The sequence below is a fragment of the [Mycoplasma] cavipharyngis genome (assembly GCF_042984175.1).
GTDB classification, from domain to species: domain Bacteria; phylum Bacillota_I; class Bacilli_A; order Mycoplasmatales; family Mycoplasmoidaceae; genus Mycoplasma_N; species Mycoplasma_N cavipharyngis.
Genome location: NZ_CP155569.1, coordinates 132,585 through 157,509, shown reverse-complemented (window position 1 = coordinate 157,509; position 24,925 = coordinate 132,585). Strand labels below are relative to the sequence as shown.

Annotated in this window: 19 protein-coding genes, 1 tRNA gene and 1 other RNA gene; 14 read left to right on the top strand and 7 right to left on the bottom strand. The window is 24.4% G+C overall.

The genetic code is table 4. From position 1 onward, the window contains the following. Window positions 1-5: 5 nt before the first annotated feature. On the bottom strand, window positions 6-1,118 hold the full coding sequence (locus tag MCAV_RS00610; protein ID WP_391591962.1) for a hypothetical protein: 1,113 nt from the start codon (window positions 1,116-1,118) through the stop codon (window positions 6-8). 222 nt (window positions 1,119-1,340) lie between these two features. Here MCAV_RS00610 and MCAV_RS00605 point away from each other — a divergent pair, with 222 nt between their 5' ends. After that, complete coding sequence (locus MCAV_RS00605) at window positions 1,341-2,375, top strand: alpha/beta fold hydrolase (RefSeq protein WP_391591961.1); 1,035 nt, start codon at window positions 1,341-1,343, stop codon at window positions 2,373-2,375. Window positions 2,376-2,586: 211 nt separating this feature from the next. Here MCAV_RS00605 and MCAV_RS00600 read toward each other — a convergent pair whose 3' ends face one another. Continuing rightward, the gene (locus MCAV_RS00600) at window positions 2,587-3,165 is read right to left on the bottom strand and encodes a redoxin family protein (RefSeq protein WP_391591960.1); all 579 of its coding nucleotides are present in this window, start codon (window positions 3,163-3,165) and stop codon (window positions 2,587-2,589) included. A gap of 891 nt (window positions 3,166-4,056) precedes the next feature. On the opposite strand from MCAV_RS00600, the gene MCAV_RS00595 reads away from it, so the two are divergent. Then, a tRNA-Arg gene (locus tag MCAV_RS00595) sits at window positions 4,057-4,133 on the top strand. 138 nt (window positions 4,134-4,271) lie between these two features. Here MCAV_RS00595 and MCAV_RS00590 read toward each other — a convergent pair. Together MCAV_RS00590 and MCAV_RS00585 are read right to left on the bottom strand one after the other, a co-directional pair. Then, window positions 4,272-4,796, bottom strand: a complete 525-nt coding sequence (locus MCAV_RS00590; protein WP_391592238.1) for a redoxin family protein — start codon at window positions 4,794-4,796, stop codon at window positions 4,272-4,274. Between the two features lie 330 nt (window positions 4,797-5,126). Continuing rightward, window positions 5,127-5,645 (bottom strand): redoxin family protein, encoded by a 519-nt coding sequence (locus tag MCAV_RS00585; RefSeq protein WP_391591959.1) that lies wholly within the window; start codon window positions 5,643-5,645, stop codon window positions 5,127-5,129. 260 nt (window positions 5,646-5,905) lie between these two features. Here MCAV_RS00585 and deoC point away from each other — a divergent pair, with 260 nt between their 5' ends. From deoC to MCAV_RS00570, 3 genes are read left to right on the top strand one after another with little or no spacing between them, the layout of a single operon-like run. Further along, the gene (deoC, locus tag MCAV_RS00580) at window positions 5,906-7,267 is read left to right on the top strand and encodes a deoxyribose-phosphate aldolase (RefSeq protein ID WP_391591958.1); all 1,362 of its coding nucleotides are present in this window, start codon (window positions 5,906-5,908) and stop codon (window positions 7,265-7,267) included. Window positions 7,268-7,285: 18 nt separating this feature from the next. After that, window positions 7,286-8,611 carry a thymidine phosphorylase gene (locus MCAV_RS00575; RefSeq protein WP_391591957.1) on the top strand — a complete coding sequence of 442 codons (1,326 nt, stop codon included), beginning with the start codon at window positions 7,286-7,288 and terminating at the stop codon, window positions 8,609-8,611. Next, window positions 8,599-9,012, top strand: a complete 414-nt coding sequence (locus tag MCAV_RS00570) for a cytidine deaminase (protein ID WP_391591956.1) — start codon at window positions 8,599-8,601, stop codon at window positions 9,010-9,012. The genes MCAV_RS00575 and MCAV_RS00570 overlap by 13 nt, the downstream gene beginning before the upstream one ends. Window positions 9,013-9,069: 57 nt before the next feature. Here MCAV_RS00570 and ffs read toward each other — a convergent pair. Then, window positions 9,070-9,152: signal recognition particle sRNA small type (ffs, locus tag MCAV_RS00565), an RNA gene on the bottom strand. Window positions 9,153-9,258: 106 nt separating this feature from the next. On the opposite strand from ffs, the gene MCAV_RS00560 reads away from it, so the two are divergent. From MCAV_RS00560 to MCAV_RS00530, 7 genes are all read left to right on the top strand, one after another. Then, window positions 9,259-10,155, top strand: coding sequence for an HAD-IIB family hydrolase (locus MCAV_RS00560; RefSeq protein WP_391591955.1), 897 nt, complete (start codon window positions 9,259-9,261; stop codon window positions 10,153-10,155). A gap of 182 nt (window positions 10,156-10,337) precedes the next feature. Then, the gene (locus MCAV_RS00555; RefSeq protein ID WP_391591954.1) at window positions 10,338-10,844 is read left to right on the top strand and encodes an NAD(P)H-dependent oxidoreductase; all 507 of its coding nucleotides are present in this window, start codon (window positions 10,338-10,340) and stop codon (window positions 10,842-10,844) included. A gap of 54 nt (window positions 10,845-10,898) precedes the next feature. Beyond that, window positions 10,899-12,077, top strand: a complete 1,179-nt coding sequence (locus tag MCAV_RS00550; RefSeq protein ID WP_391591953.1) for a FecCD family ABC transporter permease — start codon at window positions 10,899-10,901, stop codon at window positions 12,075-12,077. Between the two features lie 4 nt (window positions 12,078-12,081). Further along, entirely contained in the window at window positions 12,082-13,182 is a 1,101-nt protein-coding gene (locus MCAV_RS00545; RefSeq protein WP_391591952.1) for an iron chelate uptake ABC transporter family permease subunit, read from the top strand. Window positions 13,183-13,235: 53 nt separating this feature from the next. Continuing rightward, window positions 13,236-14,861, top strand: a complete 1,626-nt coding sequence (locus MCAV_RS00540; protein WP_391591951.1) for an ATP-binding cassette domain-containing protein — start codon at window positions 13,236-13,238, stop codon at window positions 14,859-14,861. A gap of 25 nt (window positions 14,862-14,886) precedes the next feature. Beyond that, the gene (locus MCAV_RS00535) at window positions 14,887-16,449 is read left to right on the top strand and encodes an ABC transporter ATP-binding protein (RefSeq protein ID WP_391591950.1); all 1,563 of its coding nucleotides are present in this window, start codon (window positions 14,887-14,889) and stop codon (window positions 16,447-16,449) included. A 101-nt stretch (window positions 16,450-16,550) separates the two neighbouring features. Then, window positions 16,551-17,885: a hypothetical protein gene (locus tag MCAV_RS00530; RefSeq protein ID WP_391591949.1), complete on the top strand. Its 1,335-nt coding sequence runs from the start codon at window positions 16,551-16,553 to the stop codon at window positions 17,883-17,885. 102 nt (window positions 17,886-17,987) lie between these two features. On the opposite strand, the gene MCAV_RS00525 is transcribed toward MCAV_RS00530, so the two are convergent. Both MCAV_RS00525 and MCAV_RS00520 read right to left on the bottom strand, forming a co-directional pair. Further along, window positions 17,988-19,001, bottom strand: coding sequence for a hypothetical protein (locus MCAV_RS00525; RefSeq protein WP_391591948.1), 1,014 nt, complete (start codon window positions 18,999-19,001; stop codon window positions 17,988-17,990). A gap of 24 nt (window positions 19,002-19,025) precedes the next feature. Next, complete coding sequence (locus tag MCAV_RS00520) at window positions 19,026-20,402, bottom strand: hypothetical protein (RefSeq protein WP_391591947.1); 1,377 nt, start codon at window positions 20,400-20,402, stop codon at window positions 19,026-19,028. Between the two features lie 796 nt (window positions 20,403-21,198). Between MCAV_RS00520 and ftsH the strand changes: the two genes are divergently transcribed. Together ftsH and serS are read left to right on the top strand one after the other, a co-directional pair. Continuing rightward, entirely contained in the window at window positions 21,199-23,439 is a 2,241-nt protein-coding gene (gene ftsH, locus MCAV_RS00515; RefSeq protein WP_391591946.1) for an ATP-dependent zinc metalloprotease FtsH, read from the top strand. 157 nt (window positions 23,440-23,596) lie between these two features. Then, window positions 23,597-24,892: a serine--tRNA ligase gene (gene serS / locus MCAV_RS00510; protein WP_391591945.1), complete on the top strand. Its 1,296-nt coding sequence runs from the start codon at window positions 23,597-23,599 to the stop codon at window positions 24,890-24,892. The last annotated feature ends 33 nt before the right edge of the window (window positions 24,893-24,925 follow it).

The following is a 24,925-nucleotide window of genomic DNA, read 5'->3' as shown; positions in this document are numbered from 1 at the left end:
TTTTTTTAAGTGTTAATTAATTTTTTTGATCCTAAATATATTGAATAAATCATTATTAAAAATCATAACATTGTTATTTGCGAAAAACTACTATTTCAAAATTCAAGATAATACCAAGATTTATTAATTGTTAGAAAATCAATAATTTTAATCAACCAACCAATTAAGTGTTCTATTATAACAACAAAATAGATTATAAATCATCCAAAAAATAAAACTAAATAAAAAGTTAAAATTATTGCTGAAAAAATGAAATTGTTTAAAATTGCAAAATAATAAATTTTTTTAGTAAATGGTAAGAAAATAATTAATGAATAAATTCAAATTAAAAAATTAATAATTAGTCAAACTAAAATTTTAGAACTAATTTTGCAACTACTAATAAAACGAATAATTAAAATAATGCCCATGCTTAATAAAAAACTATAATTCAAAAAAATTTTTAAATTAAAAAGCATTGAGATTACTGCTGTTTTTGATCATCCACCATAAAAATATTTATGATTTTTCTTTTGGTGCAAATAATCAATTAAAACACGAAAGATTGGATATTTAAAATCAATTAAAACAAAATAAAATATTAAAACTAAATTAGCAATTAATTGACCTAGTTTGGGACTAAAAAAGAAAATTTTTTTAATTATTCTTGATAATAAATAAAAATGAATTCCACTAGCTACAACTAAATGTAAAATGCTTAAATTTTTAAAATCAAAATAAAGATTATGATCAAAATTATTAACATTTAAAATTAGCATTTTAATTAGTATTGCCCCATTAGATTTGCCATAATTATGATCAATTAATTCAATTGCTTGCTGATGCAAATAATTATTAGGTCATAATAAATTAAAAATTGATTTTTGAACATTAAGTTGAATTCAAGAAGTGAGTCAAGCAATAATAATTGCTAAACAAATAGTAATTACTTTTTGAGTTCAAGATAATTTGAAATAATAGGCAAAATAAAAAAATAAAGGTAAAAATAGTAATTGCACTCAATTGAAACGATTAAAAATTCAATTAAATAAAATTAGAGAGACAACAAGAATAAAAAATAAGTTTTCTCAAGATGTTGATTGTAAAATTGATTTTCATTGTCAAAATTTAAATTTCAAAAATTTTTTATTAATTTGCATAAATTAATGATCAAATATTTTTTCTTATATTAATCATTATTTATTATGCAAAAAAACTAAAAAAGCAGAATTGTTAGTTTTTTGAATTAATTATATAAAAATAAATTAATCTTAAAAACTATGAAAAATCAAATAAAAAACAAGCAATATTGTATAATTCTTAATAAAGATTCAAAATAAATAAAAAATATTAAAAACAATATGAATATGCAACAAGATACTAATTTGACTATTAATCAAGAATTTAACAATTCTGTTGTCAATTCTTCTAATTTAGTAAATTTGGACACTTACTTTCATGGTCAAAAAGCTTATGACATGAAAAATTTCTTTGAAATTAGAGGTCAAATTTTATTTTTACCAGACTTAATTTCTAATTATGTTGTTCATGAAAAATTTGCTAAAAAAATTACTTACTATGAATATCGTGCCATTAACTATCCAGGTCATGGTAATAGTTTAGTTCAACCTAATTTACAATTTGAAGGAATTGTAAATTTAGTTTGTGAATATATTAAAGAAAACAATTTAGATGAATTAACAATTATTGGTCATGGTTTTGGTGCACTTGTAGCTGCTGCTGTAGCTGCTCAAATGAAGGGCAATATTAATAAATTAATTTTTGTATCTCCATTAACTTTAGCAAGTTTTCGTAGTGTTAATGATTATAAAAGATTAGTTTTACCATTAGACTTGCAAAGTTTATGTTTATCACAAAGTTATAAGTTTGCTAATTATCAAGAATTAGTTCAATATAATGATTATCAAAAAGATTTAGTTTCTGAATTAAATTATTTAATTCGCAATAAAGCAAATTTTGAAAACTTATATGAAGAAGTTTATAACATTGGCTTTTTACACCAAGTAGAAGAAAAATATTATCAAGCGATTGGTGACATTCCTTTATTACTAATTTTAGGAGCTAATAGTAAATTCACTGCTGTTAATGAAGATGTGGAATTTTTTGATAACAATTTTCTTAAAGTCAAATCATTAATTATGAAAAATGCTGGTTATTTACCATTTTTAGAACAACCAGGACGTTATTATTTAAACGTTGTTAATTTTCTTAATGATGATCAATACACTTATCCTAAACCAGAAAAAAATCGAACCTTTACTGATGATCAACTTCTTAATGAAGCTAATTTATTAGAAAGTGATTTAGATCATAATCAAAAAAAACAATTAGGTTTTTGAAGAAGATTGTTGCAAAAAATTTTTAAATTAAAATAAAGTTATTATTATTTAAATAATTTAATTAAAAGTTTCAAATTAAAAATAAAAACCCCTTGGATTTAATTTATAAAAATTCAAGGGGTTTACTATTTGTTGTTATTTTAAAAAATATGTAAAAAATTTTAATATTAGCAATTAATTTAAAAAAACTTTGCTTGAAAAAAACAATCTTTAATGCTTTGATAAATTCAGTTTTTTTCTTAATTATTTATTTTTTATAAAGAACAGTTTCATAAGAAGATTCAGATGGTTCTAACATTGATAAAATAATTTGATTAATTTTTGCTAAATTTAAAGATCCCAATAAAGAATCTGCATATTTTACATAAATAATTTTATTATTTTCATCAACAATATAAACAGAAGGATAGCACAAAAAATTTGCTCCAGGAATATAAATTCCTAATGTTTTAGCAAATTCAATTCCTGCTATTTCTTTATCTGCTAATGAATAATTAATTGATCTAATATGTTTAAATTTTTCAATATTTTCAATATTTTTATTTAGCATTGGATCATCACTAATAGTTAATAAAACAATATTAGATTCAATATCCTCATATGTTTCTTGTAATCTTTCTAAAGAATTTAAAAAATTTCTTAATTCTGGAGCAAAAAAATAATCTGTGATGGTAGGTAAAGTTATAATAATTTTTATTTTTTGGGGTAATGAAGATAAACTAAAATTTCCTAAATCAGTCAGATAAAATTCAAAATCAGGAAATTGATCATTAACTTCTAATTTTTGACCAGGAATTTCTGCTAATAAATAATTTTTAAGTGCCATTTAATATCTTCTTTTCTTTTCAAAAATTTATGATTAAAATTTTAATTTAAAAATCAGTTTAATTAAATTAATTTATTAACAACAAAACCTCTTGAATTCATTTAATCAAATAATCCAAGGATGAGTTTATTTTTTTATTTAAACAATTTTATTGATTGTATGTAATATATCATTTAATAAAATCATTAACTTTTCTTAATTTTAAGGGATTTACTAAAGAGTCAGCATATTCTACACAAAGAATTTTGTTATTAGCATCAATCACAAAAATTGAAGGATAGCATAAAAATTCTGCTCCGGGAATATAAATTCCTAATGTTTTAAGAAATTCAATTCCTGTATCATCAGTTGGTAATAAAAATTCAGTATCAGAAAGAGAAAATGGTGAATCATAACTACTTTTATTTTTTGTGGTAATGATGATAAGTTAATTTTTTCAACACTATTGTATGCATAAAAGTTAAATTCAGAAAACTAATCATCAACTTATAATTTTTTAGTTAGGAAGTTTTTTTAAAATAGAATTTTCTTTAGATGACTTTTAATAATGCTCTTTTCTTTTAAAAATCATAAATTACTTCTTTAAATATTTTAACTAACTTAACTAAATATTTCAACTAATTTAATAAAATTAAAATAGTTAAAAATCTTATGATTAAATTAAAAACGTATCAAAACTTTTTTAACAACAATATTTTTAAAATAGATTAATTCACTTATTCTATTGTTAGAAAAAAACAAACTTTTAGTAATCAATAATCAATATTAAATTTAGTTTATGAAAAAAATAAATTAAAATAGTGATTAAAAATAAAAATTAAGTTTTTTAAAAAAAATTATTGCAAAAAATTTTTAAACTAAATTAAAATTATAGTTACCTAAAAAAGATTTGCGCTCGTAGCTCAATTGGACAGAGTATCTGACTTCGGATCAGAAGGTTGGGGGTTCGAGACCCTCCGAGCGTGCCATATTTATTAAATAAAAACCCTTGAATTCTTTTCTTAGAAGAAATCCAAGGGTTTTTTTATTTATGTAGTTTTGTTTGTTACTTATTTCATTAACTGAATAAATATTTATCGAATAATATCAAAACACTTATGTAACAATTAGCGTCTGTATGAAACAAGGGCATTTGTCGTACTATGAGGAGGTGCATACTCCCATAAAAGCCTATTATAAATTATTGCTAAATTTAAAGATCCCAATAAGGAATCTGAATACTTTACATAAGTAATTTTATTATTTTCATCAACAATATAAACAGAAGGATAACACAAAAAATTTGCTTCAGGAAAATAAATTCCTAATTTTTGAGCAAACTCAATTCCCGCTATTCCTTTATCTGCTAATAAATAATTAATCGATCTGATATTTTGAAATTCTCTAATAGTTTTAATTGGTATTGATGCATCATCACTAATAGTTAGCAAAAAAACATTAGAACTTAGAACATCAGACGGTAATTTTTCTAAAGATTTTATAAAATTTCTTAATTCAGGAGCAAAAAAAGAATCTGTAATAGTAGGTAAAGTTACAATAATTTTTATTTTTTGGGGTAATGAAGATAAACTAAAATTTCCTAAATCATTCAGATAAAATTCAAAATCAGGAAATTGATCATTGACTTCTAATTTTTGACCAGGAATTTCTGTTAATAAATAATTTTTAAGTGTTATTTAATATCTTTTTTATATATAAAAATTTATGATTAAATTTTAATTTAATAACTAGTTCATTTTATATACATACAAAGCAACTTTTAATAAAGTTTCATATTATAGTAAATAGTTTAACTACATTAATTTCTCAATAATAAAAACAACTAATTTTTTTATCTAAATTTAAAATGATATTTTTTTAAAAAAAAATCGTGTTTTAATATTTTATATTAAATAAAAAACCCTCTTGAATTCGTTTCACCAAAGAATCCAAGAAACTTTATTATTTCCTAATTAAAAATTTTATTGATGAGTTTTAAGATGTGAGTCAATAAATTGATTAACTGCTTCTAAGTTTAAACCTGTTTTTAATTTAGGAGCATATTCAACATAAAGAATTTTATTATTAGCATCAATTACAAAAATGGAACGATAGCACAAAAACTCTGCTTCAGGCACATAAATACCTAATGTTTTAAGAAACTCAGTTCCTGCTGCACCACTACCTGCTAATGAAAAATTAATGGCATTATGACATTTATTTTCAGCACTAAATTGAGCAGTATAGATTGGTGAATCATAACTAATGGTCAATAAAACATTATGAGAAGCTTCTAATTGTTCTGATAATTTTTTTAATTGTAAACTACATACACTGCCTGAAATTGAAGCTAAAGTCATAATTACTTTGATTTTTTGTGGTAATGAAGATAAACTAACTTTTTCAAAATTATGAGTATAAAAACTAAAATCAGGAAACTGATCATTAACTTCTAATTTTTTTCCAGGAACTTCTGCTAAAGTATAATCTTTAAGTGACATTTGATATGCTCTTTTCTTAGTGAAAAAATTATCAATATCAATAATGATAAATTATTAAAACGATAATTTCTTTTTTAAAATATATTATTAAAATTAATATAGGTGTTTAATAAGGTAATTTTTTTAGATTACAACATACTTAAATACTAATCATTATCAACTTTAATAATGTTTTATATTATAATTTAAAAACCGGTTTAATCAAATCGAAATAATTAAAAATATTATGATTAGACAAAAAGGTACGAAAGATTTTTTTGATGATAAATAAATATATTGACCATACTAATTTAAAAGTGTCTGCAAGTGAAGAGGATATTAAGGCATTGTGCACAGAGGCATTAGAATATAAATTTCGTGCTGTTTGTGTCCCTGGTTGTTATGTTAAATTTGCTGCTGATTTATTAGCGGGTTCAGATGTGCGGGTTTGTAGTGTAGTTGGTTTTCCTTTAGGATATTCTGATACTAAAACAAAAATTTTTGAAGCATCTTCACTAGCAATTAATGGTGCTGTTGAAGTTGATGTTGTAATTAATATTAATAAACTAAAAGAAGGCGATAAGGACTATTTAATTGAAGAATTATTAAAAATTAAAAGTGCTATTAAAGGTCGTATTCTAAAAGTTATTGTTGAAACTGGTTTATTAACTGAAGAAGAAAAACATTTAGTTTGTGAAGTATTAAACGTTGTATCACCTCATTATGTAAAAACTTCTACTGGTTTTGCTGGTGAAAACAAAGGTGCAACTGTTGAAGATATAATTTTATTAAAATCATTATTAGATAAAAACATTCGTATTAAAGCTTCAGGTGGAATTAGAAATTATCATCAAGCTAAAGCATTAATTAAAGCTGGAGCACAACGTATTGGTACTTCTAATGGTGTATCAATTTATGAAGAATATATGATTAGTGATGTTACTGATGGTGAACATAATCATTCAAGCAAATTAGATGATACAGATTTAGTTCATGATCAATCAATTGATCAAGAAAATAATGATCAAATGACAAGTGAACACACAGTAGATGATATTAATCAAAATCAAATAACAGAAACTACTGATCAAACAGAATTAGAATTTAGTAGTGATGCTGCTTCTGATTCATATCAATTTTCTCAACCAGATTATATTGATGAAAGTGGTGAATATTATACTAATTATGATGATAATAGTATGATTAGTCACACTGAAGATCATAAAATCGATCATAGTGAAATTGAAATGATTGATCATGGTGATGAAATTATGAACTATAGTGAAGATAACATAATTGATGATGCAAAAAATGATATGATGTCTCACGCTGAAGACAACATAATGAATCAAACCGATCAAGACATCAGTCAAGATATGAGTCATGATGATAATATTATCAACTATAGTGAAGATAGTGTGATTAATCAAACTGAAAATGAAACTATGATCGATCATCAAGATAGTATGATTAATCATAATCAAGATAACATGCACCAAGATCAAAATGATCAAGATTTAGGTGACACTAATCAATTAAATGATAATATCTTTACTCATTTAGATGATATGCAAACAAAAAGTGATGATTTGAGTGATGATCATGATCAATCCCATCAAAATGATAAAGAAAATAATCATTAATTAAAAGTAATATTTTACATGAATCATAATAATTCAATAAACGATTTTGATATTATTGCTTTTATTCAAAAGAAAAAAAATTGTCAAGTTTTATCAGAAGTTGAAATTGATCAATTTATTAATCGTATTTGTGCTAAAAAGATTCCTGATTATCAAATCACAGCTTGATTAATGGCTGTAGCAATTAATGGTATGAATGAAGATGAGACATACTATTTAACAAAAGCAATTTTAAATTCTGGTCATATTTATCAATTACCAGTTAGTGATAAAATTGTTGTTGATAAACATTCTACAGGAGGGATTGGTGATAAAGTATCACTAATTCTATTGCCAATTCTAGTTGCTTGTGGTTTAAATGTTGCTAAATTATCTGGTAGAGGTTTAGGTTATACAGGTGGAACCATTGATAAATTAAATTCTTTAGGCGTTCAAACTAATCTTAATATCACAACTGCGTTTGAAAAACTTAAAGAAACTGGTATTTTTATTATTGAACAAACTAAAGAAATTGCTCCAGCTGATAAAATTCTTTATAGTTTGCGTGATGTTACAGCAACTGTTGATTGTATTCCTTTAATTGTTGCTAGTATTATGGCAAAAAAACTAGCATTAAAAACTGATTATTTATTTCTTGATGTTAAATATGGTTCAGGATCATTTTGTCTAACTAAACAAAGTGCTGAAATATTAGCAGCAGAATTAAATAAAGTTGCCAAACGGTTTCAAGTTGACTTAGTTTTACACATTAGTAGCATGCAACAGCCATTAGGTCATACTGTTGGTAATTTAATTGAGTTAACTGAAGCATATCATTTTTTAAAAAATCAACCTGTGGCTAATGATTTAGCAACATTAATTGAAACTTTAGCAATTAATATTTTACTAAAAACACAATTGTTTGATAATGAAGCAGTTGCAAAACAAAAATATCAGCAAGTTTTAAGTGATCAAACTGCTTTTAATGTTGCTTGCAATTGGTTTGAAAAATTTAATGGTGATCTTAATTTGTGAAAAAACAACCAATTTTTTCAACCAAAATATCATGTAGAAATTAGAGCAAATACTAGTGGTTATTTTGATCTGCTTGATAATCAAAAAATTGGTTATATCATTAATCATATTGGTGCAGGTAGACAAACAAAAGATGATCAAATTGATTATCATGCTGGTTTATATTTTCATAAAAAAATTAATGATCCAATTAAAGCAAATGATTGTTTAATTACTATTTACTCATCTAATCCAATCGATCAAAATTGAATCAAAAAATTAAATGAACAAATTGTAATTAGAAATCAACCAATCATTCTGGCTCCACTATTAGAATTATGAACGAAGTAAATCAAATATTTGAAAAAAAAGTTATTTTTCAACAATTAAAAGAACTTTTACCAAAAGCCATTTGTCCTTATTCTAAGTTTCATGTTGCTTGTATTTTAGTGACTGATACTGGTAATTTTTTTGGTTTTAACATTGAAAATTCAGCCTATCCAAATTCAATGTGTGCTGAACGAGTTGCTTTATTTCATGCTTTAGTTAATAATGCTAATCGGATTAATGAAGTTCATTTATTAACTGATGATGTAACTGGTAAAGCTAATATGTGTGGTTCGTGTCGACAAACCTTATCTGATCATATTGCTTATAATGCTACTGTTTTTGTTTATGATCATCAAGGTAATTATCACAAATTTTATTTTTATGAATTATTACCTGAAGCTTTTAATAAAGATTTTTTATAAATTAGTAATAGTAAAAATAATTTTCTTGTGCAATTAAATAAGAATAAGTCAACAATAAAAAAACCACATTACATAATAATGTGCTTAATGCTGCTCTATTTCTAGCCTGACATGGTTCGCAATTATTATTAATGTGGCAATATATATTTTAAATCAATTTTAAGATTTTAGTGAAATTAATCGCTTTTTTATCGTTATTTTATTTTTTAATTTTATTGTCAAACTAAGAAGTTGAAAATTTTCCTTATGATCAATACTTTAAAAATTAAGTTACTATCAATCGATCTTGATGGAACTTTATTGTCTAAAAAAAGTAATAATTTTTTGCTTGGAATTCATGAGAAAAAAATTAGTGCTGAAAATTTTACTACTTTAGACTCATATTTAAAAACTAGTGGTCAATTTATTTTTGCTACTGGTAGAAACTTTAGTAAAACAATTCAATTTCTTGAAGCAGTTAAAACTAATTTAAACTATCACATGCCCTATTTAATTTGTTTGAATGGAGCATTAGTTTTTGATAATTTAAATCAAGAAATTTTATTTCAATCAAGTTTTGACTTTGATCAATTAAGTGATTTAATTAAATATTTAAATCAAAAAAAGGTGATTTTTTATTTACAAAATTTTAAATATCAAAACAAACAATTTTATGATACTGTTTATTTAAAAAAATCAGTTTTAGCAGCAAAAATGATTCAATTAAATTTTAAAGAAAGTGTTGTTGTTAGTTTTCAACAACAATTACCTTATGAGCAATATCATAAAATTTCAGTTATTTTATTACGACCAAAAGCAGTTGCTTTTAAAGAAACTTTAGAAAATTTATTTGGTGATAAGTTTAATTTTTATTTAAGTAGTAAGTATAGTATTGAAATTGGACCAAAAAACACTAATAAGTATTTTGGTTTAAAACTAATTAGTCAAAAAATGAACTTAAAAATTGCTGAAACTGCAGTTATGGGCGATCAGGAAAATGATTATCTTGCTCTAAAACATTGTGGTTTTGCCATTGGAGTTGATTTAAATAAAAAAAAATATTTAAGTCACATTCAAGCCGAAGTTGATTTTATGCCATCAAATGATCATGCTAATGCTGTAGCATTAGGAATTTATGAAATGAGAAAAAGAAATTTAATTTAAGATTAAAAATAATTTTTTACAATCATATAATTAATAAGTATTCTGAAATTAAAGCAAGTCAATATCTTATAAATTGACTGATTAAAAATTATTTTACTTTTTTTTCATTAAAATTTATTATTATTGTATATTTATTATTTAATTAAAAAAATAATTAAAAAGGGATAAATTTATTATAAAATATGAATAACACTTTAGTAATTGCCGCAGTTAATACACACCAATCAATTAATCTAGATTTAGCTAAAAAAATTTGTTATGCAGGTTCTTATGATCTATTAGATTTAAATGATTATCGTGATAATTGCCCAATCTTATCTACTAAATATTTAGTTAACAAACAATTTCCAACTGCAGTTAAGGAAATTTTATTAAAGTTAACTAATTATCAAAATATTATTATTGTCACACCTGAACATAATGGTTACTATTCTGCTTTTTTTAAAAATATTTTAGATTGATTAAGTCGTTTGGATAACCAGTTTTTCTTTGAAAAAAATATTGTTCTAGTTGTTGCATCACCAGGTGCACAAGGTGGGGCTAGTTTACGCCAGTTTGCTAAAATCACTTTAAGTTATACTGGAGCAAAAACAATTCAAGATTTTGGTTTTGGCGCTTATGATCCTGATCATAACGTTGATGCTGAAATTAAAAAAATTATTGATTATATTGATAATTTAAACCCATAACTTTTTAAATATAGTTTTTTGAATTTTTATCTCAAAAAAAGAAAGCCTTAAATAATGAGTGTTAAATCTCAAGTAAAAAATGATCTTGGAACCAAATTTTATCATGTAACATTCAACACAGTTAATCATCAAATTAATTATCAAAAAGTCATTAGATATTTTATCTATCTAGTGACTTTTTTGTTGTTTATTGTTATTGTTGCTACATTAGCAGCAATTAATATTCGTTATGCTAATAATGGTAAATACAATTTTCATGATTTGTTTTTAATTTTTAGTACTAATAATATTTTTAGTAATAATACTGATCAAATTAATAATTTAACTAATTCCACAGGATCAACTTTTGGTTCATTAAACTTTATTGATCTTGTTCCAATTAAAAAAGCAACATGAATTTCAATTGCAACTGTAATTGCAGGAATTGGTTTAGCAGTTACTGGAGCAGTTATTCAAGGAATTACTAAAAATCCTCTGTCTGATCCTACTACTTTAGGAACAACTGAAGCTGTTATTTTTGGAGCAATTTTAATGAATGTATTAGTTGGTAGTTTTGTTAGTGCTGACATTTTTCAGTATGTTTATTTAGCTTTTGGTTTTTTAGGTGGATTATTAGCAGTTGGTTTTATTTTAATTATTATTAGACAAAAATCAAATTTAGATTATTTAAAAATTACTTTATCAGGATTAGCAATTAGTATCTTTTTTAAAACAGTTAGTTTTATTTTAAGAAGTAGTTCAAAAAATGCCCTAAAAACTTCTTTTGCTATTAGTATTGGTGGAGCAGAAAATGTTTATGGGTTATACCCATCACAAGAAACAATTTTATATTTAGCAATTTTATTAATTGCAATTGGCACAATCGTTTCGATTTTTATTGCTAAAAATTTAAGCATTTTAGAATTAGGTGATAATAAAGCAGCAAGTTTAGGTGTCAATACAAAATTAGTGAAAATCATTAGTTTGATTATTGTTTTAATTTTGGTACCAACTGCTATTACGCTTGTAGGTAATGTCGCTTTTGTTGGACTATTTGTTCCTCATATTATTCGCATTATTTTTAAAACACGTAATTATCTGATTATTATTCCACTAGGAGCATTATTAGGTGGATTAGTAATGAATTTAGGTTTAACTTTTAATACTTTTTTTGCTTCAATCCCTTCATCAATTTATATGGTGTTTATTGGTGCGCCAATGTTAATTTATTTAGGTTGAAAACAAAAAGGATAATTTTATGACACCAACAGTTAGATCAAAACTAAAAATTAGTCATAATATTATTCATGACAAAACTTTTGTAATTGAAGCTGTGAAACAAAAACAGTTAACTACTAAAAAAAGAAACTGAATTAATTTAATTGCACTTCATTTAATTTTTGCTGTTTTATTATTTTTAGGATTGACATTATTATCTAATGGTTTTTATTTCACATTAGAAACTTTTAGCATTCGTATTTGACAATATTTATTAGCAATTATGGGCGGAGGTGCACTTGGTGTTGCTGGTTTATTATTACAAAAAACTACTAAAAATAATTTAGCTGATGTTTCAATATTAGGAATTGGTTCACTTAATATTATTTTTATTACCCTTTATATTTTTTCATTTGGGACTAATGTTATTAGCAATCAAGCAAGCATTAGACAATTATTACCATTAATTACGATTGCTGCATCAATTTTAGGGACTTCAATTATTTATACATTAACTAAATTTGGTAATAATAATGTTGATAAATTTATTATTGTTGGAATTGCTTTACAATTTTTATTTGAAGCAGTTTCAATTGCAATTTTAAATCCTTCAGTTTCAACAGCTCCTGGAAGTGCAATTCAATTTACGATTAATCAAATTACTAATTTTAGTTTAGGTAAATTACCTGATATTAATTATTTAGCACAAACAGCAACTTGAAGAATTATGATTATTATTTGTTCAATTTGTATTGTTGTTATTTTATTAATTATTTGAACTTTACGAAAAAAAATTGATTTAATTGAAACTAGTGAAAAACTAGCGCTTTCATATGGAATTCGAGTTGAATCACTCAAACTATTTTTATATTTATTAATTGCACTTCTAGCGGGAATTGAAGCAGCAATTTTAGGTAATTTTCCTTTATTAGGAATTTTAGCACCTAATATTGCTAAACCAATTTTTGGTAGTCAAACTAAAACTAATTTATGAACTAGTTTTTTAATTGGTGCGATTATGGTTATGATTGCTACATTTGTTTCAGTTAATTTAAATACTGATATTCCAATTGGTTTTTTATCAACAGCAATAATTACTCCATATTTTATTTTTATTATTTTAAAAAGAAACAAAAGATAATGCAACAAATTTTTAATTTTAAAAAATTTTGAAATAATAAAAAAAACTTTAATTTGAAATATTTTTGAGAGCATAATCACAAATTAATTTATTTCACGCTTTTTGTTTTTCTTGGACTAATTTTTGGATTAATTAATATTTGATTGAAAAACTTAGTTTATCAAAATTGAACAACAACCAAAAACTTAGCAACTAATGAACTAAATTTTGTCATTGCTAATCAGTGAAAATATGATTTAAATTATTTATTTAATAAAAGTGGTCAGTTTTTAAGTGATCAGTTTTTATTACAAAGAAATCGTTTTAGTACTAATGATGCAGATATTATTAAAACAATTTTACATACCTTAGATGGAACAATTTCCACTAGTTCTAATAGTGCATTTAATCAAATTAATTTGGATCGTGCAACTAATTTTGTCACTAGTTTTCAAAAACTAAGTACAGTTATTCAACTATTTGCTTTTTTTAGTTGATTAGCAATAATTGTTTTAATTTTTAATACGATTTTTTATTGCTGAAATTTGGCAATTGCTTTTTCTAAAAAAAATCCATATTTAATTTATAGTTATAGCTTAATTTATTTTTTTAATTTTATTAGTTGAATCATCGTTTTAATTTTATGAAAATTATATAAACAAAAACACCGCTGAATCCAATTTGAAACCATTAGTAAACTTAATCAATATTGACCATTTTTATGAATTAAAAGAATTAATGATTTCTTTTTAAAATTTAATGACCAAACTAATGATCCAAGTTGTTATATTGAAGTGAAAAATTTAAGTTTTACTTATCATCATGGTCATAAGTGAACTAAACATTTATTAGATACATTTAAATTATCAGTGCATGAAAAAGAGTATAGTGAAGAAACTCATATTTTTATTAGAAAAAAATTAATTAAATTTATTAATAAAATGATGCCTTTTGTAGCACCAAAACCAAAAAATATTTTAACTAATCTTAATTTTAAAATTGCTAAAGGTTCTTTTACAACAATTATTGGTCCTAATGGTTCAGGGAAATCAACTTTAATTAAAACATTATTAGGAATTGAACGTCATTATTTTGGTACGATTAATTGAAATCAAAAAAACTTACACCGAATTCAACGACGTTCTTTTGCTCAAAACGTAGCATACTTTCCCCAAATTCTTGATATTCCTGAAGGAATTAATGTTTATGATTTTGTTGCTTTTGGTGTCATCCCCCACCAAGATTTAAGTGGTGAAATCACTCAAGCACAACAGAAAAATATTTATGATGCTTTATTAATAACTAACACGTTAAAATTTGCTGATAAAAAAATGAATCAGTTATCTGGGGGACAAAGACAAAGTGTTATTTTAGCAACAATTTTAGCGCAGCAAACTGATACTATTATTCTTGATGAACCAACTACTTATTTAGATTTAAACAACCAAAATTTATTATTAACCTTACTAAAAAAATTACAAAAAAATGGTAAGACAATTATTATGATTTTGCATGATTTAAATCAAGCAATTAATTATTCAGATAATTTAATTATTTTAAAGGATGGCACTATTTACAATCAAGGTAGTCCCAAAACAATCATTAATCAAAAATTATTACAAGAAGTTTTTCAGGTCAAGGCGAAAATTGAATTAATTAATAATATTCCCCATCTTTATGATTTTGATGTTAACTACTAATTAAAAAAGAAAGATTGAATCATTAATGCCAACCTTTTTAATTGATTTTTATCATTGGTTAATTTTTTTTATTAAAAAAATTTTTGGTTATTATAATTTTGATTGAAAATTAAATATCAAACATAATTTTAATAAAGTAATTATTGCTTGAATTTTACTAATCATTTTCTTAATCATTTTTTTTATTAACCAAAATCATTTAATTCAATTTGATCAAGAATTACAAAATCTGAATCAATCTAATTTAACACAGCAGTATTATTTTGATCAAAGTAGTAATTATCATCAAGGAATATGACAATTATCACAATTGTTTGCTTATCTTAATAATCAAAATAATTTTCTTACAACACTAAATCAAACTCAAGTTAATAACCTTGATGCTTTAGCTGAAAAATATTTATTAATTCAAACTGAAATTAAATTAATGATTGCAACAATCATTATTAATTTAATTGTTATTTTATGATTTACCGTGAAAAATTTTGGTCTTTTCTGATCGAAAATTACAGTCTCAAAATTAATAAAAACTTGTTTAATTACTGAAATTTTTTTAGGTATTTTTGGACCGGTTTTTAGTAATTATTATTTACAAAAAAATCAAGTTCAATACACGATTATTAAAGTTGATCAACAACTTTTTAGTTTTTGACAACACCAATTAACACGTCTTAAAATTGGTTTTTTAAAATTATTAAAAAAAGTTTTAAGACAAAAAACTAATTTAATTGATTTTGTCTTCCCACAAGATAATTATGATCCTAAAAAATTTTTAGTAACTCAAAACTTATCTTATAGTTATGATTCATTAGTTAATTGAAAGTTTTGAAAAAAGGATCAAAAAAATCTAGAAAACTTAACATTAAAAAAGATTAATTGTCAATTAGCTAAAAATAAATTTATTGTGATTTTAGGTTCTAATGGTTCAGGTAAATCAACTTTTCTAAAATCAGTTATTAAACAAAATAAACATTATTTAGGTAACATTTTTTGAGCAAATAAAAATTTAAAAGAAATTCATAAAAAACAATTTGCTCAAAATGTTTCTCATGTCTCTCAATCACACCAAATTATTAGTGGAATTAAAGTTTATGATTTAGTTGCTTATGGTCGAACTCCATATTTAAATTTAATGGCGTCATTACAAGAATCAGACCATCAAATGATTCAACAGGCTCTAAAACAAACTAATATTCTTGATTTAAAAGATAGTTTTACTACTAATTTATCAGGTGGACAACAACAGAAAGTTTTAATTGCTATGGCTTTGGCTCAAGATGCTGATACGATTGTTTTAGATGAACCAACAACTTATTTAGATATTAAAAATCAAATTGAATTATTAGAATTATTAAAAAAAATTCAAAAAGAAAATAAAACAATTATTGCTATTTTACATGATTTAAATCAAGCGATTCAATATGCTGATGAAATTATTTTAATTAATGATGGACAAATTTATGATCAAGGTCCTGCTACTGAAGTTATTAGTCAAAAAGCGTTATTAGACGTTTTTAATATTAATGCTGATTTAGTCATTAAAAACAATCAAATATATTTAAGCAACATTAAATCAGCATTATTTTAGTTGATTTTTTGAAACATTAATTTAATATCAATTTATAATTTTCAAAATGTTTAATTAATTTTTATTGATTTACTAAGAAAAGAATGGAATCAATTGTTTTCTTGAAACTAAAAAAATTTATTAACTTTACTGTTTTTTCAATAATTTTTAATTTTAGTGTTAGTGGTTGTTTTAGTAGTCAAAAACCTAATTTGGCTAATAATCATAATTTAAAAATTGGATTATGAAATATTGCTAATTATCAAGAAAACGATCATGATCCTTATTCTAGTGAAAGAGCTAAAGTTTTATCTGATATTTTGTTTCACACAAATCTTGATTTATTAGTTGTTGTTGAACCAACATATCATAATGTTAATGGTTTTAATTTATTAATAAAACATTTAAACAAAAATGTTGGTTATCATAAATATCAAGCAATTATTTCCTTACCAAGTGTTTCTAAAAAGCCAAAATTAAAAAGAGTATCTTTAGCTGAAAGATATGGTTTTATTTATAATAAAAATAAACTAAAACTTAATCTTTCACCTTATCAGCAAACTCCTGCTGATTTTAGTCAGTTTGAAAATTCTAATAGTCCTTTTGATCAAAATGGCAGTCAATTACTTAATGACACAGGTAATCGCAACGTTTTATTTTTTCAAGAAGATGATCAGCAAACTTATTATTACACAAGAGCACCTGGTGCAGTACAATGAACTGATTTAGTTAATAATAAAACTTTTGTTACAATTGCTGCTCATTTTTCTTCTCCTGGTGCTAAAGTTAGTCAAGATGAAAAACCGTTTGATCCTAAAACAGTTGATTCAAGCAAAATTAAATGATTTAATTGATTACATAAAACATCAAGTCAATTAGGTAGTAATGAAGCTTATGATGCACTTAAAATTCCTCAAGTTGTTAGTTATTTTAGTCAAGTTTTTAGTGAACAAAATCTTTTTTTCATGGCTGATACTAATATCAAATATCGTGATAATTTTTTATTTCAACCAGCAATAGCATCTGGATTAAAAAATTTATATCCACTAAAAACTAATGAGTTAGAATTAAAAACATCTTATGATCAAGAACGTGGTCCTAATCAGTTTCGTACCACATTAAGTAGTGCTGATCGGATTAATCAATATGCTAATCAATATGATAAGATTTGATATCAAACTAATCAGTATCAAATTAATCATTGAAAACGCTTTAATCTTTGATCATTATATTATGATCTAACAAATGATTTTATGAAAAAAGAAGATAAAGAAAAAATAGCTGCTTTAAGTTATCCTGAATTTGATTATTATACTAAAGTTGTATTAGATCAAATTTATACTAAAAAAATTGATCGAAAATTAAATCTTGAAAACAAACAAAAATTATTGAATACTTCATTAAAAGAAATTGTGTCTGATCATACAATGATATATTTTGAAATGCAATTAAAATAATTAATTATTTTTCTAGAATAATAAAAAAGCAATTGATCTTTTACATATCAGTTGCTTTTTTATTAATAGATAAATGATTAGATTAGTTTCTAGTCTTTTAAATTAAGAATTTTTATAACTAAATTTAAAATGTGAAGTGTAAAAATGATAAACATCATGATTAATGTCTAAATTAGCAATATTTTTTTGGGTGAATGATAATTTAGAAACATCACGAATTTTTAAACGTTGATAAATTTTATCCCAACGTTCACCAGAAATAATAATTGTTGATAATTTGACATTAAATAGTCGTTCATTTAAAAAACTATAAATGTGATTAGCATGATCTTTCATTTCAACAATCGCATTATCAAAATCAAAAATAATTAAAGTTGGCGCTTTTAAACAAGTTTGATAAATTACTTCAGTATCTTTTTGATTTGATAAATTATTAAATTTATGATTTTTAATTAAATCATTCAAGCCAGAAATTGTTGTTAGAAAAATTTTTGTACCATAATTACGAATTAAAAAGAAAATAATAAAACTAAGAAAAACTTCTGAAGATTTAATTAGTTTAGGAAGAATTGTACAAAAATAATTTTTACCAAGATCATTAAAATTTTGTTGCACATATTGTTGAGTAAACCAATTACATTCATTAATTAATTTAGTAATTGTTTTTTTTGATGATTGATTATTTGTTTCTAAGTTTTTACGATAACGATTTAAGAAATTTTCTACTTTAATCATTAATTTAATGGAAGGAGCATTAATGTTATAAGTTTTAATAATTTTGTTATAAAACTTTTCTTGATCTTCTTGACTTAATTGGTTTCAATCTTTTCTTTTATGACAAACAAAAGTTTCATAAGTTAATGGTTTATTAACATGATTTTCAATCCGATAAAAACGATAATGGGTGTGAATGTTAGCACATTTATCTAACCCATCATGACACAAATCAGCACGTTGTAAAAATTTATGTAAAAGATGGCGGTTAGCAATAATTTCTTCATCAGTTAAATTTAAATGAGATAGTTGATGATGTTTTTTAATACTATCAAAACTTCGTTTAAATAAAATCGACTCTAACTCATTTTTTTGATTAATTTTGCTTTTTTTGTCAATCATATTTAATCTAAATTATTTAAAAAATTAATTTTGTTCAAAAATTTCATCTCAAACACTAGGATCATTTTCATTATTTGATTGATTAGAATCGTCATGATTAAAGTTAGTATTATCTTTGTCTAATGATTGATTATTATCTAATTCATGATCAGTCTTAATAATATTTAATTTGTTATTGCCATTATGATAATCAGAAACAATCACATTTTTACAATGAAGTAAAACTTCTTTAAAAGAAATTTTCTCGTTTAAAGTTAAGGTTTCTTCAACTTTTTTTAAGTAACTTAAATTAATGTTATTAATTCATGTTTTAACAAAACTGAATAAAACATTAATTGAACCAATCGTTCAATTATTAGCTTGAGTTGTTTTAATTCAACCTTTAATTCCTTTTGTTGGAACTTTTTTATTAATAATTTGATAAAACTTTTCTGGAACAAAATTAATAAAAATTTTTTTAGCTGCTTTAATAAATTCTTGATCAGATAAATTAACACTAGAAATTCAAAATTTTTTCAAAGATTTTTGATCAATTTTAATCTCATGATCATCATCAACTTTCAATTCATCTAAAATTAAAAGTTGAAATTGTTCATAAACAATCCTAATTTGATCTTTTTTTTGTACTAAAGAACGATAAGCCATTAGCGCTAATTCATCAATTGTGAAAATTTTCTGTTCAACACCATATAGATAAACTAAACTTCAAATTTTCTCTTCAACAATAAATGGTTTTTTAATTGTTAGAAAAATTTCAGAATAAAACTGGTTTTTAATTTCATCACTAATTAAAGAACTGATTGGTAATTGTTCTAAAGCAGGATCAACTAGTTGATTTTCTTGATTGTCATTAATTTTGGCATTATTTTGTCTTAAAGTTTTAATAATTTCATCATCACTATCATTAGAAATGTTAAAAACTTGATCAACATGTTGTAATGAAATATCATTTTTAGCAGAAGAAATTAAAGTTTTAGCATTCAAAAAAACTAATTCAGCTCTTGAACCTAAATGCTGTTTCAAAATTAAAATTAATTTTTGGTTTTGAAAAATCGTATGTAAATCTAAAGGTTTAATAATTTCAAAACAATAAAGTTGGTTATTGTTTTTTTCTTTACCATAGGTCGTTTTTAATAAATTAAAAATTTCTAACTTTGATCTTAATAAATTAAATTGTTCAAAATCAACGTCTAAAAAAGTTAGTAATTCATCAATTTTACTATAAGTGTTAGTTCGTAAAATGTTATTACGATGATAAAACTCATATAAAAGATTGTATAAAGCAGCAGCCTCAGCACCTAATGCTGGAACATACATTAGATTAAAACTTAAAGTGTTAATTTGTGACAAATCTGTTTGCACTAAAAAAAAGGCGCGACTGCTTGATGAGTTAAGTTCCATTAGAAAAAACCTTATGATAATAAATTGAGAAAAATAATATAAGCAACAAAGCAATTTATTGTTAAAAAAATGATTTTAAAACAACTAACAAGACTAAAAATACTATATTAAGAAGAAACTAACTGCAAAAAAAATTTTTATAATGATGTCTTGTTTTTTAAGTTAAACTGATTAAAAATAATTAATAGTATCAAATATTAAAGTATGCTAAATTTAAACATATAAAAATTTAAATCAGCAAATTTTTTTTCAACATTGATTAGTTTTGGGATTAAACTAAGAAAATCATGCTTAAAAAGTTGAATTTTAACTAAATTGTGCTTAAAAAAATAAAAATTCTGTGGAAAACTTCTATTTTTCCCCAATGATCATGGGGATAACTAATAATAAAATGATTGCTTTTGTTCAATTTATTATGATTCAAATTAGATTTAAGTAAATAATTTTAAATCTTAAAACAAAATTTATCATTAAGAATCAAGAACATAATTAAAATTACTAATTGATCATTAATTGAAAATGAAATAAACTTAAATTCAATCTGATAAATATTTTTGAAGATAAATTGTTAAGTCAAATAAGGTTGAATCGACTATATTTAAGTTTATTTTATATTATAATAACCCCATTTAATAGAACAGTGATCAAAATTTTGATCTTTGATATCATTACTAGTTAAATTAAGATTAATGTTTAGATTAATCTTCTTATAACTTGTTTAAGGGCAACTTAAACTTAAAATTATTAAAAAAATCAGATTATTCAAAAATTAAAAATAAAAATATATTAAATATCTATGTTTAAATTAGCAAATTGGTTTGGGGTGATTGAAAGCAACAAAACCAATCAACATAAAACTATCTGAGAAAAAATTAAATCTTTTTTTGGATATAAAAAAGCCGATCAAAAAGTCAATATCTCTGCTAAACCTGATAATGTGAAGCCACCATTTCGCTGAAAAAGATTAATGGCGGTTTTAATTATTGGTTCGATCATTGGTCTTTTAATTTATTTTATTGGGTTTTATGGCCGGGCTTTAGTAGTTAACCCAACCTCTTTTAGTGTTGCTAATAACTCATTAACACTTACTGATAATAATCAAACAAGTTATAATGTTCAACTTGACAGAGAACGTGGACCACAAGCTGAATTAACTGAACCAACACTAAGAAAAATTACAATTACCACTCCAAGTAATCGTGGTAATATTGCTTTTAGTGTTTTTTATGGTTCTGATGCTAAAAATATTTGGTATGACATTGGTAATTATCGTCTGTTATATGATATTGAAACTCAAAAAATTACCCAGTCATTTCCAACATTAGTAGCAACAACACCAGCACCAAATGTTCCAGCTGATCCAAATGTTGGTACAACTCCTAATGCTTTAGTTGATAATACTGCTGCATTAAGGCCATTATACCAATATTTAAATTTAGCTAAAAATACTGCTGCTGTTCCTCAACCAAATATCTTTCTAACCATTTTCTTACAATTTTTACCTTTTGTTATCTATATTGTTATTTTCCTTTTATTTATGCGTTATTTAGCCAAAGCCCAAGGTGGTGTTGGTGGACAAGATTCAATTTTTGGTGTTGGTAAATCTAGTGCTAAAAATGTTAAAACTAATATTACTTTCAAAGATGTTGCAGGAATTAAAGAAGAAAAAGAAGAATTAATGGAAATTGTTGATTATTTAAAACATCCTTCTAAATATTCTGCAATGGGTGCAAGAGCACCACGTGGTGTTGTTTTATATGGTCCTCCTGGAACTGGTAAAACTTTATTAGCCAAAGCCGTATCAGGTGAAGCACATGTGCCATTTTTTGAAGTTTCAGGTGCATCATTTGATGATATGTTTGTTGGTGTTGGTGCAAAACGGGTTCGTGATTTATTTACTAGAGCTAAAAAAGCTGCACCATGTATTGTTTTCATTGATGAAATTGATGCTGTGGCTTCAAAACGGGGTAATCGAGTTGTTAATGGTGGTAATAGTGGCATTGCTGATCAAACTATTAACCAGTTATTGAGTGAGTTAGATGGATTTAATACAGCATCAGGAATTGTTGTCATGGCTGCAACTAACCGTTTAGATACTCTTGATGATGCCATTTTACGTCCTGGAAGGTTTGATCGACACATTCAAGTTAATTTACCTGATATTAAAGAACGTAAGGAAATTTTATTAATTCATTCAAATAACAAAAACTTATCTTCTAAAGTTAATCTTGAAGACATTGCTCGTAGAACTCCAGGATTTTCAGGTGCACAATTAGAAAATGTTTTAAATGAAGCAACCCTTTTAGCAGTAAGACACAAACGTAATACAATTACTACTGAAGATATTGATGAAGCAATTGATCGTGTGATTGCTGGACCTGCTAAAAAATCACGAATTATTACAATGAGTGAACGTAGAAAAGTTGCTTATCATGAAGCTGGTCATGCTGTTGCTGGTTTACATGTTCAAAAAGGTGAAGTTGTTGAAAAAATCACAATTATTCCTCGTGGTCAAGCAGGTGGTTATACTTTATCTGCTCCAGTTGAACAAGAAGTGATGTTAAAGTCAAAAGAAGATTTATTAGCAATTATTACAACAGCATTAGCAGGTAGAGCAGCTGAAGAAGTAATATTTGGACCATCAGAAATTACTTCAGGAGCATCTAATGATTTATATAAAGTAAGTAATATTGCAAGAGCGATGGTAACCCAATTGGGAATGTCTAAACTTGGTCTAACCCAATTTATTCCTTCTGAAGGTGAGCAGAACCCATATGTAAAACAATATTCAGATATTACTGCAAAAGCAATTGATGAAGAAATTGATACCATCATTAACCAACAGTATGAATTAGCTAAAAAAATTATTAGAGAAAACGATCAAGAATTACAATTAATTGTTGAATGTTTATTATTAATGGAAACTATTGTGCGTGAACAAATTAATTACATTCACAAGCACAAAAAATTACCTGAAGAAGCAGTAAAAATTAAATTGCAATTAGAAAAAGAAAAAGTTAGTAAAAAGTTAAATTAGTAGATTTTTTAATCTTAGTAAGTTTTAATATAAAAAAACAAATAAAATTTGTTGTTACTAAAACACTTACTTAGTCTTAGCATGCTTTGCTTTGAATTATTATTAATATATAAAATGCTTCATAAAATTTTCAATCAAGGATTGGACCTAATAATTAATGATTGATTTACGTTTACTAAAAAAAGATTTTGAATATGTTAAAACAAAATTGTTAGACAAACAAGTTGATCCTAATTTAATTAAAAATTTTAAAGATAATTATGATTTATTATCTTTACTAAAATTAGAAAAAGAAAAACTGAATAACCAAAGAACTTTACTTTCTAAAAAAATTGGTATTGCTTATAATCAAAACAAGCAAAAAGAAGCAACTGAATTACAAAAAGAAATGCAAAAAATTAGGGGTGATTTGAATCATTTAGATCAACGTCTTAATTTAGTTGCAACTGAATTTGATCAAATTTATCACCAAATTCCTAATTTAGCTGATGATAGTACACCAATTGGAGTTAATGAAACTGAAAACCAAGTTTTATACCAGTGAGGTAATTTACCAAAATTTGATTTTGAAGTTCAACCACACTGAAAATTAGCAAGTGATTTAGGTTTAATTGATTTTGAATTGGGTGCTAAAATTTCAGGAACAAGATTTGTTGCTTATACAGGAGTTGGTGCACAACTTTATTATGCACTCAGTCAGTTAACAAGAAAAATTCAAATTGAAAATAATAATTATTTTCCTTATGAATTACCTGTTATTGTTAGTGATAAATCTTTATTTAATTCAGGTCAACTACCAAAATTTGCTAATGATTTATTTAGTTTAGAAAACAATAAATACTTATCACCAACTGCTGAAGTACAATTAGTTAATGTTTATGGCAATAGTATTATTGATTCAAAATTATTGCCAATTAAAATGACAGCAACAACAGCTTGTTTTCGTAAAGAAGCAGGAGCAGCTGGTAAAGATACTCGTGGAGTAATTCGGTTACACCAGTTTAATAAAACTGAATTAGTTATTATTTGTGAACAAACTGATGCTTTAAAACAATTAGAAATTATTGCTGAAGATGCCCAATCAGTTTTAAAAGCATTAAAATTACCATACCAAGTTTTAAGTTTGTGTACTGGTGATTTAGGTTTTGCAAGTACTAAAACATATGATTTAGAAGTTTGATTGCCAGCAGAAAATAAGTATCGTGAAATTTCTTCTTGTTCAAATACAGGCGATTTTCAAGCGCGCAGATCATTAATTCGCCATCGTAAAAATAGTACTGATAAAACCAAATATGTTGCTATTTTAAATGGTTCTGGTGTTGCTATTGATCGTTTGTTTGCTGCTGTTTTAGAAAACTATCAACAAGCAGATGGTTCAATTATCATTCCTGAAGTACTACAACCATTAATGAACAATTTGACAAAAATTACTCCTAAAAATAATAAAAAATAAATCATTGTTTTTTAATATCTTTTCAATAATAAA